Raw genomic sequence first — 13,696 nt, 5'->3', positions numbered from 1 at the left:
GATGATGGGGATGTTGTGAAATTGAAAGAATAGCGGCTATAGGAGGTCGCTGACCGCCATGGCCACGATCCCCCTTCCCAATCCGACGCCCTTTCCCTGGGCCGATCTTTTCATCATCCTTGCGCTGGTGGCGCTGAACGGCGTCTTTGCGATGTCGGAACTCGCCATCGTGTCAGCGCGCAAGCCGCGCCTGCAGGGGCTGGAGAAAGCGGGGCGCAAGGGGGCGACGACCGCGCTGAAGCTGGCGAGCGATCCGGGCAAATTCCTGTCGACCGTGCAGATCGGCATCACCCTCATTGGCATTATCGCCGGTGCCTATTCGGGCGCGAGCCTGGGCGGGCCGGTGGGCGAGCGGCTTCATGCGCTGGGCCAGAGCCTGGGTTTGGGCCTGTCGGTCAATGCGTCGGAAAATCTGGGCTTTGCGCTGGTCATCGGCTTTACCACCTATGCGTCGCTGATCATCGGCGAGCTGGTGCCCAAGCAATTTGCCCTGCGCGCGCCCGAACCGATCGCGGTGATCATGGCCGGGCCGATGCTGTGGCTGTCCAAGGCGACCGCGCCGATCGTGTGGGTGCTGGACGGGTCGAGCGCGCTGATCTTCAAGCTGCTGCGGATGAACCGCGAATCGGAACATCATGTGACGGCGGAGGAGCTGCACCTGATCGTTGCCGAAGCCAGCAAGTCGGGCGTGATCGAGGAAAGCGAGCGGGCGATCATTTCGGGCGTCGTGCGGCTGGCCGACCGGCCGGTGCGCGAGGTGATGACGCAGCGGATGGATGTCGACTGGATCGACATCGGCGCGGACGATGCGACAGTCCGCGCGCGGCTGCTGGAAACGCCCCATACCCGCCTGCCGGTGGGGCGCGGGTCGGTGGAGGATATTATCGGCATCGTCCAGGCGCGCGACATCATGAGCGCGCTGTTCCGGGGCGAGACGCTGAACGTCGGCGCGCTGATGCGCAAGGCGGAGGTGGTGCCGGACCAGGTCGACGCGATGGACGCGCTGGAAGTGTTGCGCCGGTCCGACGTGCCGATGGTGATGGTCCATGACGAATATGGCCATTTTGAAGGGATTGTGACCCCGGCGGACCTGCTGTCCGCGATTGCGGGCCATTTCGCGTCGGACCGCGACGCCTATGACGAACCCGACATGGTCGAGCGTGAGGATGGCAGCCTGCTGGTGTCGGGGCAGATGCCGATCGACCAGCTGGCCGAGCGGATCGGCATCGACCTGTCGGAGGACCGTGATTATGCGACCGTGGCGGGCCATGCGCTATGGCTGCTCAAGCGCCTGCCCGAAGTCGGCGATTATGTCGATGATCAGGGCTTCCGCTTCGAGATTGTCGATATGGACGGGCGCAAGATCGACAAGGTGCTGGTTGCCGAGCGCTAGGGACGCGGGTCTTACCAATATGCGATGATTGTGACTCATCCCCCCTCCCCGGCGGGGAGGGGGAGCGAGGCGAAGCTGAGCGTCCCCGCTGGCGGTAGCACACCCTCACCCAACCTCCCCCTCAAGGGAAGGGCTATCGCATATGGATCGCGCCTCATTTTACTTCGTCATGCTGAACTCGTTTAGCTGCGCTGGCCTTCGGCTCAGCATCCATTTCTCGTCACGAGCGGCGGCTTTTGGGGCGCGATGGATCCTGAAACAAGTTCAGGATGACGTTGAAGGGATAACGAAAGGTCATATGCAATTCTCCTCCCCCTCAAGGGGGAGGGGCCTTGTGGGTGAGGATTATCGCATGTCGGCCTTAGCCCTCCAGCCTTTTTACCCAGAATTGCATCGGGTGGTCGCTGTCGGTGGCGTCGCCCATATCCTTCCATCCGAACTGGCCGATCAGGCCATCGACTGGTGCAAAGCCACGCTTGCGCCAGAAGGGGTCGAGCGGGCTGTAACCGGCGGGGCGGGCGGGGTGATCGGCCGGGCGGATGACGGCGCAGAAGGCGGCGATCGAAAAACCCAGGTCGCGCGCCTTGGCTTCGCGCCGGTCGAAAAAGGCGTGGCCTATGCCATGGCCGCGCCAGTCGGGCAGCAGCACGGATTCGCCGAAATAATAAATGTCGTTGATGTCCATGCCGCGCGCCTGGAACGGGGCGGCAAAGGCGGCGGCGTGATCGGCCATCGGTGCAGCGGTAGCGGCGCCGACCAGCCTGTCGCCAGAAAATGCGCCCACGACCAGCGCGCCGGGGCTGTTGGCATAGGCGGTCAGATAGTCCCGTTCATAGGCGTGGTCCCCGTCATAGAGATAGGGGAAGGCCCTGAACACCGCGATGCGCAGGTCCGCCAACGAATCGAGCGCGGCAACCAGTGCCGCGCCCGTCAATTCGCATATCTCGATCGGCGGACCGATCGCGCTTTACTCGGCTGCGTTGGCGGCGTTCGCTGCCGGGGCTTCCGCGGCATTGGCAGCGTTGCCCGCTTCGGCGGCATTGGCGCCTTCAGCAGCCGGGGCGGCGTCGGCGGCGGGCAGCGGCAGGTTGGACCCCTGCGTGTTGAGCCAGGCGATCAGGTTGGCGCGATCGACCGGGTTGCCAAGGCCGGCAAAGGTCATCTTGGTGCCGGGCGCATATTCACGCGGGCTTTTCAGCCACTTGTCCAGCGCCTCGAACGTCCAGTTGCCGGGCACCGACTTGAGCGCTTCGGAATAAGCGAAGCCTGCGACATGGCCATGGGCCTTGCCCACTGTGCCATAGAGGTTGGGACCAATGCCATTGGCACCGCCCGACGTGACGGTGTGGCAGGCGGCGCATTTGGCAAACACCTTCTCGCCCGCCGCAACGTCCGCGCTGGCCAGCAGCGTGTTGAGGCCGGGACCGGCAGCAGCGCCTTCACCTTCGGCTTCGACGCCTTCGATGGCATAACCCATGGTTTCGGGCCGTTCGTCATGGAAAAATTTAGAACTGACGATCGCGCCGCCGAGCGCAATAATGCCCGCGAACAGCGCCCAGCCCGCTACGGTATTGAAACGATCGCCCATTTCGCTCGATTTCCCTTGCATTTCTGTTCGGGCGGCTGTCGTCGCGCCCCCTCTTGGCCGTTGCCATAATGGCGGACACGCGAACGTGCAACCCGGCTTGACGCCACAAATGCGCGACCCGGCCAGCTTGCCGCCTCGCCGATGCTTGCGCGGCCCCGCGCAACTGCCTAAGCGCGCAGTCCTCCATGGAAAACTATCCCGCTCCCGCGCGCGCCATTGTCGCGCAACTGGCCGAAAAAGCCGCTACAGACCCGGCCCGCGCCGTCGCCTATCAGGGCGCGCCGGGGGCCAATTCGCATCTGGCGGCGCTGGGTTACGCGCCCGATTGCGTGCCTTTGCCCTGTTTCGCGTTCGAAGATGCGATCGATGCGGTGCGCAATGGACAGGCTGCGCGGGCGATCATCCCGATCGAAAACAGCCTGCACGGGCGGGTGGCGGACATGCATTTCCTGCTGCCCGAATCGGGCCTGTCGATCGTCGACGAATATTTCCTGCGGATTCGTCATTGTCTGATGGCACCCGACAACAGCCCGGTCAAAAGCGCGATCAGCCATCCCCAGGCGCTGGGCCAGTGTCGCCATTATCTGCGCGAGAGGGGCATCCAGCCGGTTGCCTATGCCGATACGGCGGGCGCGGCGGCGCTGGTGGCGGAAACGCGGACGCCCGGCGAAGGGGCGATCGCGCCCTATCTGGCCGCCGAGCTGTATGGCCTGCGCCTGATCGCCGAGAATATCGAGGATAGCGACGATAATATGACGCGCTTCCTGGTGCTGGCGCGCGATCCGAAAATGCCGGTCGCCAATGTCGGGCCGGTGATGACGACTTTCCTGTTCGAGGTGAAGAATGTCCCCGCCGCGCTGTACAAGGCGATGGGCGGCTTTGCGACCAACGGCGTCAACATGACCAAGCTGGAAAGCTATCAGCGCGGGGCGAGTTTCGCCGCGACCGAATTTTTCTGCGATATCGAAGGGATGCCGGGCGATCCGGCGGTCGACCGGGCGCTGGCGGAACTGGAGTTCCACACCAAATGGGTGCGGATGCTGGGCAGTTATCGGCAGGCGCGGCCACGGACTTAGGGCCGGCCGTCATCATCGTCATTCCAGCGAATGCTGGAATCCCTCTTTGTTCTGGCGGTTAAAAAAAGAAGGGGGATCCCAGCTTTCGCTGGGATGACGGTAGTGGATTGGGCTATGGGCCTGTCCATGGTCGCAGCTATTCTTTGGTCCGCTTTGGCGATGAGCGCCATTGTCGGTGTGCGCTATCTGCTGGCGAGCGGCGGTTTCGCGCTGGCGACGCGGGTGCGGCAGCCGGGCCTGTATCGCGGGCTGGAGCGGCAGGTGCGGCGGGAGATTGGCTGGTCTTTGCTGTCCGCGCTGATTTACGGCATCCCCGCCGGGATCGTGGCATGGGGATGGCAGGCGCAGGGATGGACGCGCATCTATACCGATGTCGCGGCGCTGCCGCTCTGGTATCTGCCGGTGTCGGTCCTGCTTTATCTGGCCGCGCATGACACATGGTTTTACTGGACCCATCGCTGGATGCACCGGCCCAAGCCGTTTCGCATTGCCCATGCCGTGCATCATGCCAGCCGCCCGCCGACCGCCTGGGCGGCGATGAGCTTTCATCCCTGGGAGGCGCTGACGGGGGCGGTGGTGATCCCGGCGCTGGTGTTCCTGATTCCCATCCATGTCGGCACGCTGGCCGTGGTGCTGACGATCATGACGATCATGGGGGTCAGCAATCATATGGGGTGGGAGATGTTCCCGCGCTGGATGGTGCGCGGGCCGCTGGGGGGCTGGCTGATCACCGCGACCCATCATCAGCGGCATCATGACCTGTATAGTTGCAATTACGGCCTCTATTTCCGGGTCTGGGACCGATTGTGCGGCACTGACCGGGGGCTTGGCGATTTTACCGCGAAGGCGCGCGCGTGACGGGTCGGTTGTGGGGATTGGTGGCGCTGGTCCCGGTGCTGCTGGGAGCGGCCCCGATCGGCCAACCGCAACCGCTCAGCATGGCGCTGGAAGGGTTGCGGTCCACCAGGGGGCAGATATTGGTGTGCGTGACGCGGGTGCCGCGCTATTTCCCCGATTGCAGCCATGATCCCGACAAGCGGCATTTCGCGGTGGCGGCGAAGGGCGGGGCGGTGACGATCGGCACTGTGACGCCGGGCGACTATGCCATCGCGATCGTCCATGACGAAAATGGCAATGGCAAGCTGGATACGTTCGCGGGCATCCCGCGCGAAGGGGTCGGCTTTTCGCGCAATCCGGTGCTGCGCTTTGGCGCGCCCAGTTTCCGGTCGGCCAGTTTTGCGGTAGCAGGCGCGCCGGTGGAGCAGGACATCCGCCTCAAATATTTCCTGTAGGAAAGCCAGGCGGAACCTGTAACCGTCGTGAAACATTCTTGGGCCGACCGACATTGGCTGAACAGGGGCCTTATGAACCAGCTTTCCCGCATACTCCTCCTCACCCTTCCCTTCATGGCCGCGCCTGCGCTGGCGCAGGAGGCGCAGGATCGCAGCAGCCTGACCATCGGCGTCGGCGTCGCGTCGGTCCCGACCTATGAAGGGTCCGACGATTCGCGCATGATTTTTGGCCCGCAGTTGCGCGGCAAGGTGAAGGATCATGCCTTCTTCACCCGTGGCCCCATGCTGTTTTTTGATGCCATTCCCAATCGGGATGACAGCGGCATCGACTTTCAGGCCGGCCCGGCCGTGGGGGTCAGGCTGGACCGGACCAGCCGCAAGCAGATCAAGGACAATGCGGTCGAGGCGCTGGGCAAGCGGGACACGGCGATCGAGGTCGGCGGCTATGTCGGCATCGGCAAGACCGGGATCATCACCAGCGCCTATGACAATCTGAGCGCACGGGTCGCCGTGACCAAGGATGTCGCGGGCGCGCATGAAAGCTATATCGTCACGCCCGCGATCGAATATTTCACGCCGCTGTCGATCCGCAGTTTTGCGGGGATCGGCGTGTCGGCGGACTATGTCGGCAAGAAATTCGGCCGCTATTATTCCGATATCGATGCCGCCGGTTCTCTGGCGAGCGGACTGCCGGTCTATACGCGGGGCGGTGCCGATTCCGGGTTCCGCCGCGTCAACGCCAATCTGACCGGTGGCTATTCGCTGTCGGGTGACATTCGCAAGGGCTGGGTGATCGTCGGCGCGCTTGGCTATTCGCGGATGCTGGGCCGTTATGCCGATTCGCCGGTGGTGTCGATTGCCGGGTCGAAGGACCAGTTTCTAGGCGCGATCGGGATCGGCTATACCTTCTAACATCTTGCTTTTCCTGACCTTGCGCGGGGAGGGTGACGCTCCCCATATTGCGGGCTATGGAGGCGGCGACATACCGCAGTGGCAGGAGATGAAAGCGTGGCGACCCTGGGAATGAGCGAGGCCGACAAGCTGGCCGTGGAGGCGTTTCGCCGCGATGTGGTGGAGCCTTCGCGCACGCAGTTGGTGATCGTCGATTTCTGGGCCGAATGGTGTGGCCCGTGCAAGCAGCTGACGCCGATCATCGAGAAGGTGTGCGCCGATTATGCGGCCAAGGGCGTCAAGCTGGTCAAGGTTAATGTCGATGAAAATGGCTTCATCGCCAGCCAGTTCCGGGTCCAGTCGATCCCGACCGTCTATGCCGTGTTTCAGGGCCAGCCGGTCGCCGACCTGTCGCAGGCGCGGACTGAAGGGCAGCTCAAGCAATATCTCGACAAGTTGCTGGGCCAGTTGCCGATCGAATCGGACGAAAAGGCGCAGGAGCAGGAAATCGCGCCGCTGATCGCGATGGGCGAAGAAACGCTGGCGGCGGGCGATGCCGAGCGCGCCCTTTCGATTTTCACCCAGATTGCAGAGATGGTGCCCGACCATGCCGATGTGGCGTCGGGTCAGGCGCGGGCGCTGGTGGCGCTTGGCCAACTCGATGAGGCCGAGGCGGTGCTGGCGGCGCTGTCCGCCGATGCGGCCAAGGATCAGGCGGTCGATCGCGCGCGCGCGGCGATTGCGCTGGCCCGCGACGCCAAACCGGTGGCCGACCTGTCGGGGCTGGAGGCGAAAGTCGCGGCCGACCCGGACGATCATGCAGCGCGGTTCGAACTGGCGGGCGGGCTGATGGCCAATGGCGACCGGGACGGCGCGGCGGAGGCGCTGCTGGAGATCGTCCGGCGCGACCGGGCGTGGAACGACAGCGCGGCGCGCACGCAATTGCTGACCCTGTTCGAGGCGGTCGGGCTGGAAGATCCCTGGGTATCGGCGCAGCGTCGCAAGCTGTCGCAGATCTTGTTCGCCTGACGGCCGGGCCGGTGCCACTCGCCCGCGTCTCGATATTTCCGCTGTCTGGCGCTTTGCTGTTGCCGGGCATGGATTTGCCACTGCATATTTTCGAGCCGCGCTACCGCGCTCTGATCCATGACGCGATGGCGCGCGACCGGCGGATCGGGATGATCCAGCCGCGTGGCGAGGGGCCGGTGCCGCCCTTGTTCGACATGGGGTGCCTGGGCCATGTCAGCCATATCGAGGCGCTGGACGACGGGCGGTTCAACATCATCCTGACCGGGCTGGCGCGGTTCAAGGTGGTGCGCGAATTGCCGGTGACGACCCAGTTCCGCCAGATCGAGGCAGACGTGATGCAGGCGCCGCAGGAGGATGAGGTCCTGCACGCGGTCGAGCGGGCGGCGCTGGAGCAGGAATCGCGGCGCTTTGCCGATGCGTTGGGCTATGTTGTGGACTGGACTGCGGTGTCGCGGCTGGACGATATGGCGCTGGTCAACGGCATCGCCCAGATCGCGCCGTTCGATGCGGCGGCCAAGCAGACGCTGCTGGAGGCCGATACGCTGGGCGAGCGGTCGGAGCTGATCATCCAGCTGATGCAGATTTTCGGCCGGATCGAGCGCGACGGCGGCGCGACGATGCAATGACTGACGCGGCGGGCGAGATTGCGCCGGTCGATCCCTGGTTGCTGGCCAAGCTGGTCTGCCCGGTGACACGCACGCCGCTGCGCTGGGATGGTGCGCGCGGGGCGCTGGTCTCCGATGCGGCGGGGCTGGCCTATCCGGTGCGTGATGGCGTGCCGGTGCTGCTGGTGCGGGAGGCGGTAGCAATCTGAACCAAATACCCGTTCGTTATGGGTACGCAGCGATACATTCCACTTCCAGCGGCGCGCCGAGCGCCAGCCCATCAGTGCCAAAGGCGCTGCGGGCGGGCAGGCGTTTGCCCTTGAAATAGGGCATATAGGCCGCGTTGAAACGGGGCCAGTCCGCCATATCGTCCAGCATCACCGTGCATTTGACGACATGGCCAAAATCCAGGTCATTGTCGGCCAGGATTTTGCCGATCGAATCCATCGCCGCTTTGACGGCGGTGTCGAACCCCTCCTTGTGGGGGTCCATGCCGGGCGGCACCTGTCCGATCTGGCCGGACATATAGAGGGTGTCGCCGACGCGGACGGCGGGGGAGAAAGGCAGGGTGGCGGGCATCGCCTGCTGCGCCATGGCTGGCGCTGCGATGGTCAGGCTGAGCGCGGCGAGGAGGGCGAATGGCTGCATGGACGGCTCCCTGTCGGACAGAAAAAGGGCCGGTGCGTTTCCGAACCGGCCCTTCCTTCGTGACATGATTTAAGTGTTGATCAGAATTTGAAATCGATACGGGCGTAATAATAGCCGCCCGATGTGCCATAGGCACCATGGCCATAGGGGCTGTTATAGGCGCCGGAGCCGTTGATATAGGGCGACACGCCGGGGTTCACGACCACGCCGGTGCCGGTCACCAGCTTGGGGACTTCGGGGATCTTGTCGAACAGATTGTTCGCGCCGATCGAGAAGGTCACATTGTCAGTGAAATCATAGCCGACTTCCAGATCGGTGATGATCGCCTGTTTCACCACGCCATTGAAGTAGAGCTGGTTGGCGTTGACGCCGTTCACCAGCGCGCCGTCGGCGATCAGGAAACCGCCATCGGGGATCACGCCGCTGCCGACGCCCGGACGGACCAGTACGCTGGTCTTGGCATAGAGGGTTTCGCGCAGGTTGACGGTCAGCTTGTCCGCCTTGAGCAGCGCGCCGAAGCCGACCTTATATTTCGGCGTCGTATCCTCGATATTGCTTTCCGACGCGGCGTTGAACAGCGGATAACCGACCTTGTTCTTGGTGATCTTGGTCTTGTTGTAATTGCCGTTCAGCGACAGGTTGAGCGTGCCGAAGTCGAGCGCCACCGGATAGCTGGCAGAGAAGTCGATGCCCTTGGTCTCTGTGTCGATTCCGTTGGTGAAGCTTTGTACGCCGACCGTCTGCAGCGCGGTGTCGAGGACGATACCAGCGGCGGCCAGTGCGTCGAAGATCGCCGCTGCGCCTTGCTGGATCACACCGCCCTGGACGGCGTTACGCGATGCGGTGGCGGCGATGCGGTCCTTGATCTTGATCAGGTAAGCATCGACGGTGATCGCCAGCTTCGGCACGGGACGCAGCACGACGCCTGCCGAAAAATTCTTGGATTTTTCCGGGCCAAGCGAGTCGAAGCCGAGCAGGGCGGCAGCTGGCGTGCCAGCGGGAAGCTGGGCGACGGCGCTGGTCGGCCCGACGTTGATGGTCGAATATTTCTGTTCGGCCAGAGTCGGGGCGCGGAAGCCGGTGCTGGCGGTGGCGCGGACGGCAAAGGCGTCGGAAATATCGTAGCGGGTCGTGATCTTGCCGATCAGCGTGTCGCCGAAATCGGTATAATCTTCGTAGCGACCGGCCAGATCGACCGTCCAGCCTTCGACCGGATTGGCGATGAAGTTCAGGTAACCGGCGCGCGAGCTGCGCTTGAACCGCCCGGCGTCGGTCGCTTTGTAGCCTGGGAAGGACTGAACGCCAGTCCTGTCAGTCGAATTGGCATCACCCTGGACGATTTCATAGGTATCCTTGCGATATTCGCCGCCGAAGGCGAAAGTCAGCGGGGTGGCCATGCCGAGGTCAAATTCCTTACGGATGTCGGCGGTGACCGTGGTCTGGCTCAGACGGAAGCCGCCGTCATAGGCTTTATCGACGGTCCTGGGCGAACCTACACCCAGCAGTGAGGCCTTGTAGCTGTCTTGCCACTGTTCGCGATGAGCGGAGTTTTCAGTCCAAATTTCATTCTTCTGATTGCCGTAGGTGGTGCTGAGATCATAGTTCCAGCCCGCCGCTTCGCCGCGTGCGCCGACGGTGAAGCTATATTCATCCTCGATCACATGTTGGAGCGGCACCATGCCCAGTGTGCCAGTGTTGCTGTAGCACACGTTCGGATCATAGGGCGTCGTTGTTACTGCGCCGCCACTGTTTATCTGCTGGTGCGTAGCGCCGGACCCAGTATATTCATAGCAGATGCGCTTGGGATGACGGTAGCCCTGCTTGGCCCAGCCTTCGCGGCGGGCGAGGCTGCCAAAGCTGTACACTTCGACACCGCCAAAATCATAGCCGGCATTGTAGAAGAGCAGGTTGAGTTCGGTCTTGGGCTGGCCGCCATTGATCCCGGCCAGCGCGTCGCCCGCCAGATTGGACCATTGGGCAGGGGCATTAGGCTGGAGCGTGCCGTCTGGCTGGGTGACCTGCACCTGCCCTTCGCCCAGCGTGGTATAATCCTGACGGCGGTGGAACAGGGACAGGTTGATATAGCCGTCCTCGCCCAGTTTGATGCCATAATTGCCGGAGATGGAGAACAGCTCGCCTTCGCTGTCATAATATTGACCGCCAGTCAGCTTGATCGAGCCGCCCTCTGGATCATCCTTCAGGATGAAGTTGATGACGCCCGCAATCGCGTCCGTGCCGTACACGGCGGCAGCGCCTTCCTGCAACACTTCGACGCGCGCCACCGAATCAGGCGGAATCAGGTCGATGCTGGGCGCGGCCGAGCCGGAGAAGGCGCCGAGCACCTGAAGGATGCCGTTGCCGTGGCGGCGCTTGCCGTTGACCAGCACCAGCGTGTGGTTGGGGCTGAGGCCGCGCAGGCGAGCCGACAGCGAGAAGCTGGAAAGGTCGGTGCCCTGCGTCTGCGCGGTGAAGCTGGGGACGATCTGGGTCAGCACCTGGTTGAGGTTCGGCTGGCCGACATGGGTGAGCGCATCCTGGCTCAGCACGGTGACCGGTGCGGCGCTTTCGGTCGCCTGCATCCCCACGGCGCGGGTGCCGGTGACGATGATCGCCGTGCCCTCGTCAACCTGGGGTTCCTGCGGCGCGTCTTGCGCGATGGCGCAGGCGGACCAGGATGATGCGAGGATCAGTGAGAGTTTAAGCGCCGACAACCGTGTCATTCATGCCCCCTGTTTAGCTTTATTGATGACAGGGGGAATGACGAATGTGCGGCACCAATCCTCTATTGCGCTGCACAAAAATTATCGTTTGGCGGATTGTTTCCGGTTCGTTTCTATCCCGGAAACAGGCTGTTTATGGTCTATTGAAACGTCAGAAGCATATTTTGCAGCTGCGCCAAAGGGTGCCGGATCAGGATGTCATGGCGGCGTCGATCAGCGCCCTGGCTTCCGGGCCTTCCCAATCCATCGCGCCGATGACGCGGACCATTTCCTTGCCCTGCGCATCATAGAGGACGGTGGTGGGCAGCAGGCCGGTGGCATAGTCGAAGCCGAAATGATTGTCGGGGTCGGCCCAGCCTTTGAGGTGGGGGAGGGGGTGTTTGGCGAAGAAGGGTTTGACCGCCTTGGCGCCCTGCGTGTCCTGCGAAATGGTCAGCACCGCCAGCCCCTTGGCACCGTATCGTTCGGCGATCCGATCGAGCGTGGGCATTTCCGCGACGCAGGGCGTACACCATGTCGCCCACAGATTGACGAGTAGCGGACGTCCGGCAAAATCCTGCAAGGTCGCTTCGCCCCCGTCGGGATTCTGGAAGGCGAAGCTGGGCGCGGGGGTGCCAGCCTTGCTGCGGTCCAGCCGGTAGCTGAACTCGCCGTCTCCCTTTGTCGCATTGCCCGATGCGGGAACCTCACCGCTTATGCTTGCATTGGCTTGCCCAGCGGGCGGCGATTGCCTATCGCAGGCCGCCAATCCGGCGGTCAGGAGCAGTAACATCAGCGCGCGCGAAACAGGTTCCAAGGGGGAAGGCTCCAACAGCATGTGGGGTGGCCGGTTTGCGGCCGGCCCCGCTTCGATCATGCGCGAGATAAATGCCTCCATCCCGTTCGACAAGCGATTGTGGAAGCAGGACATCGCAGGATCGAAGGCGCATGTCGCGATGCTGGCCAAACAGGGCATCGTCGAGGGCGAGGATGCGCAGGCGATTACCGAGGGGCTGAACCGGATCGCGGCGGAATATGAAGCCGATGGCGTGCCGGTGGACCTGGACCTGGAAGATATCCACATGGTCACCGAATCGCGGCTGGCGCAGCTGATCGGGCCGACCGCCGGGCGGCTGCACACCGCGCGCAGCCGCAACGATCAGGTGGCGACCGATTTCCGCCTGTGGGTGCGCGATGCGATTGACGAGGTGCAGGCGGGGCTGGTCGGTCTGCAACGCGCTTTGCTGGCGCGGGCAGACGAGAATGCCGATGCGGTGATGCCAGGCTTTACCCATTTGCAGTCGGCGCAGCCGGTGACGCTGGGGCATCATCTGATGGCCTATTATGAAATGGTACGCCGCGACCGCAGCCGCTTTGCCGATGCGCGGGCGCGGGCGGATGAATGTCCGCTAGGCGCGGCGGCGCTGGCGGGGACCGGCTTTCCGATCGACCGGCACGCCACGGCGGCGGCTCTGGGCTTTGCCAAGCCGACCGACAACAGCCTGGATAGCGTGAGCGACCGCGACTTTGCGCTCGATTATCTGATGGCGGCGACGCAGGCCTCCTTGCACCTGTCGCGACTGGCCGAGGAGTTCATCATCTGGGCGAGCCAGCCTTTCGGTTTCGTGAAATTGCCCGACGCCTATTCGACCGGCAGCTCGATCATGCCGCAGAAGCGCAATCCGGATGCGGCCGAGCTGGTGCGCGGCCATGCCGGGCGGATCATGGGCTGCATGACCGCTTTGTGCATGACTATGAAGGGGCTGCCGCTCGCTTATTCCAAGGATATGCAGGACGACAAGCCGCCGGTGTTCGAGGCGCATGACCTGCTCGCTCTGTCGATCGCGGCGATGACCGGGATGATCGAGACGGTGACGTTCCGTACCGACCGGATGCGCGGGCTGGCCGAAAGCGGCTTTGCCACCGCGACGGACCTTGCCGACTGGCTGGTGCGCGAAGGGGGCATCCCGTTCCGCGAGGCGCATCATATCACCGGGCGTGCGGTGGCGGCGGCGGAGGCGTCGGGCGTGCCGCTCGACCAGTTGCCGATCGCGACGCTCAAGGCGATTGACGCGCGGATCGACGATCGCATCTATGCGGTGCTGACGGTCGATGCGTCGGTCGCCAGCCGGATGAGCCATGGCGGCACCGCCCCCGCGCAGGTGCGGGCGCGGATCGCGCAGGCGCAGGAGGAGTTGGGATCATGAGGATGCGGACGATCGCGGGGCTGGCCTGCGCGGCGCTGGCGCTGGCCTCCTGTGGCGGGCGGCAACCGTTGAAGCCCTTGGCGGGGCAGGAATTGCCTGCGGTGCCGGTGGGCGCGGCGACCGCGCCGACGGGCGCGCAGCTGATGACCCCATCGACCCAGGCGCGACCGCAGCGCAATGTGGAATTGCTGACCCAGTCGCAAAAGCGCGCGGCGGACGAATTTGACCTGCCGCCCGAAAAGCAGCCCTGACAAGAGACTAAGGACGC

Annotated in this window: 15 protein-coding genes; 10 read left to right on the top strand and 5 right to left on the bottom strand. The window is 63.8% G+C overall.

Annotated features, from left to right (window positions below; translation table 11 throughout):
- Positions 1-58: 58 nt before the first annotated feature.
- Entirely contained in the window at positions 59-1,393 is a 1,335-nt protein-coding gene (locus D0Z70_RS11155) for a hemolysin family protein (RefSeq protein ID WP_119746324.1), read from the top strand.
- Positions 1,394-1,754: 361 nt separating this feature from the next.
- Here the strand turns inward: D0Z70_RS11155 and D0Z70_RS11150 are convergent, their stop codons facing one another.
- Entirely contained in the window at positions 1,755-2,327 is a 573-nt protein-coding gene (locus D0Z70_RS11150) for a GNAT family N-acetyltransferase (protein ID WP_119746322.1), read from the bottom strand.
- Between the two features lie 33 nt (positions 2,328-2,360).
- Positions 2,361-2,981, bottom strand: coding sequence for a c-type cytochrome (locus tag D0Z70_RS11145; protein ID WP_119746320.1), 621 nt, complete (start codon positions 2,979-2,981; stop codon positions 2,361-2,363).
- Positions 2,982-3,166: 185 nt separating this feature from the next.
- Here D0Z70_RS11145 and D0Z70_RS11140 point away from each other — a divergent pair, with 185 nt between their 5' ends.
- The 7 genes from D0Z70_RS11140 to D0Z70_RS11110 all read left to right on the top strand — a co-directional run bounded on the left by D0Z70_RS11140 (position 3,167) and on the right by D0Z70_RS11110 (position 8,083).
- Positions 3,167-4,057 (top strand): prephenate dehydratase, encoded by an 891-nt coding sequence (locus D0Z70_RS11140; RefSeq protein ID WP_119746318.1) that lies wholly within the window; start codon positions 3,167-3,169, stop codon positions 4,055-4,057.
- A gap of 126 nt (positions 4,058-4,183) precedes the next feature.
- Positions 4,184-4,915, top strand: coding sequence for a sterol desaturase family protein (locus D0Z70_RS11135; RefSeq protein WP_119746458.1), 732 nt, complete (start codon positions 4,184-4,186; stop codon positions 4,913-4,915).
- On the top strand, positions 4,912-5,349 hold the full coding sequence (locus D0Z70_RS11130) for a DUF2141 domain-containing protein (RefSeq protein WP_119746316.1): 438 nt from the start codon (positions 4,912-4,914) through the stop codon (positions 5,347-5,349). Before D0Z70_RS11135 ends, D0Z70_RS11130 begins: the two co-directional genes overlap by 4 nt.
- Positions 5,350-5,421: 72 nt before the next feature.
- Positions 5,422-6,261, top strand: coding sequence for a MipA/OmpV family protein (locus D0Z70_RS11125; protein ID WP_119746314.1), 840 nt, complete (start codon positions 5,422-5,424; stop codon positions 6,259-6,261).
- 96 nt (positions 6,262-6,357) lie between these two features.
- The gene (locus D0Z70_RS11120) at positions 6,358-7,269 is read left to right on the top strand and encodes a tetratricopeptide repeat protein (protein WP_182913930.1); all 912 of its coding nucleotides are present in this window, start codon (positions 6,358-6,360) and stop codon (positions 7,267-7,269) included.
- Positions 7,270-7,280: 11 nt separating this feature from the next.
- Positions 7,281-7,895 (top strand): LON peptidase substrate-binding domain-containing protein, encoded by a 615-nt coding sequence (locus D0Z70_RS11115; protein ID WP_119746310.1) that lies wholly within the window; start codon positions 7,281-7,283, stop codon positions 7,893-7,895.
- Positions 7,892-8,083, top strand: a complete 192-nt coding sequence (locus tag D0Z70_RS11110; RefSeq protein WP_119746308.1) for a Trm112 family protein — start codon at positions 7,892-7,894, stop codon at positions 8,081-8,083. Before D0Z70_RS11115 ends, D0Z70_RS11110 begins: the two co-directional genes overlap by 4 nt.
- A gap of 16 nt (positions 8,084-8,099) precedes the next feature.
- On the opposite strand, the gene D0Z70_RS11105 is transcribed toward D0Z70_RS11110, so the two are convergent.
- The 3 genes from D0Z70_RS11105 to D0Z70_RS11095 form a co-directional block, all read right to left on the bottom strand.
- Entirely contained in the window at positions 8,100-8,522 is a 423-nt protein-coding gene (locus D0Z70_RS11105) for a RidA family protein (RefSeq protein ID WP_119746306.1), read from the bottom strand.
- 80 nt (positions 8,523-8,602) lie between these two features.
- Positions 8,603-11,242 carry a TonB-dependent receptor plug domain-containing protein gene (locus D0Z70_RS11100; RefSeq protein WP_119746304.1) on the bottom strand — a complete coding sequence of 880 codons (2,640 nt, stop codon included), beginning with the start codon at positions 11,240-11,242 and terminating at the stop codon, positions 8,603-8,605.
- Positions 11,243-11,432: 190 nt separating this feature from the next.
- Positions 11,433-12,014 (bottom strand): TlpA family protein disulfide reductase, encoded by a 582-nt coding sequence (locus D0Z70_RS11095; protein WP_119746456.1) that lies wholly within the window; start codon positions 12,012-12,014, stop codon positions 11,433-11,435.
- Positions 12,015-12,057: 43 nt separating this feature from the next.
- Here D0Z70_RS11095 and argH point away from each other — a divergent pair, with 43 nt between their 5' ends.
- Together argH and D0Z70_RS11085 are read left to right on the top strand one after the other, a co-directional pair.
- Positions 12,058-13,428 (top strand): argininosuccinate lyase, encoded by a 1,371-nt coding sequence (gene argH / locus D0Z70_RS11090; RefSeq protein WP_119746301.1) that lies wholly within the window; start codon positions 12,058-12,060, stop codon positions 13,426-13,428.
- Positions 13,425-13,679, top strand: a complete 255-nt coding sequence (locus D0Z70_RS11085) for a hypothetical protein (protein ID WP_119746299.1) — start codon at positions 13,425-13,427, stop codon at positions 13,677-13,679. The genes argH and D0Z70_RS11085 overlap by 4 nt, the downstream gene beginning before the upstream one ends.
- Positions 13,680-13,696: the final 17 nt, after the last annotated feature.

The organism is Sphingobium terrigena, from assembly GCF_003591655.1.
GTDB lineage: Bacteria > Pseudomonadota > Alphaproteobacteria > Sphingomonadales > Sphingomonadaceae > Sphingobium > Sphingobium terrigena.
Note: the sequence above shows the minus strand (reverse complement) of the source record. Positions and strands in the feature narration are given on the sequence as shown.

Excerpts from the sequence above, each read along its gene's own strand:
- D0Z70_RS11140 (WP_119746318.1), top strand. The coding sequence starts at position 3,167 with ATGGAAAACTATCCCGCTCCCGCGCGCGCCATTGTCGCGCAACTGGCC.
- D0Z70_RS11125 (WP_119746314.1), top strand. The coding sequence starts at position 5,422 with ATGAACCAGCTTTCCCGCATACTCCTCCTCACCCTTCCCTTCATGGCC.
- D0Z70_RS11145 (WP_119746320.1), bottom strand. The coding sequence starts at position 2,981 with ATGGGCGATCGTTTCAATACCGTAGCGGGCTGGGCGCTGTTCGCGGGC.
- D0Z70_RS11085 (WP_119746299.1), top strand. The coding sequence starts at position 13,425 with ATGAGGATGCGGACGATCGCGGGGCTGGCCTGCGCGGCGCTGGCGCTG.
- D0Z70_RS11135 (WP_119746458.1), top strand. The coding sequence starts at position 4,184 with ATGGTCGCAGCTATTCTTTGGTCCGCTTTGGCGATGAGCGCCATTGTC.
- D0Z70_RS11095 (WP_119746456.1), bottom strand. The coding sequence starts at position 12,014 with ATGTTACTGCTCCTGACCGCCGGATTGGCGGCCTGCGATAGGCAATCG.
- D0Z70_RS11100 (WP_119746304.1), bottom strand. The coding sequence starts at position 11,242 with ATGACACGGTTGTCGGCGCTTAAACTCTCACTGATCCTCGCATCATCC.
- argH (WP_119746301.1), top strand. The coding sequence starts at position 12,058 with ATGTGGGGTGGCCGGTTTGCGGCCGGCCCCGCTTCGATCATGCGCGAG.
- D0Z70_RS11155 (WP_119746324.1), top strand. The coding sequence starts at position 59 with ATGGCCACGATCCCCCTTCCCAATCCGACGCCCTTTCCCTGGGCCGAT.
- D0Z70_RS11105 (WP_119746306.1), bottom strand. The coding sequence starts at position 8,522 with ATGCAGCCATTCGCCCTCCTCGCCGCGCTCAGCCTGACCATCGCAGCG.
- D0Z70_RS11110 (WP_119746308.1), top strand. The coding sequence starts at position 7,892 with ATGACTGACGCGGCGGGCGAGATTGCGCCGGTCGATCCCTGGTTGCTG.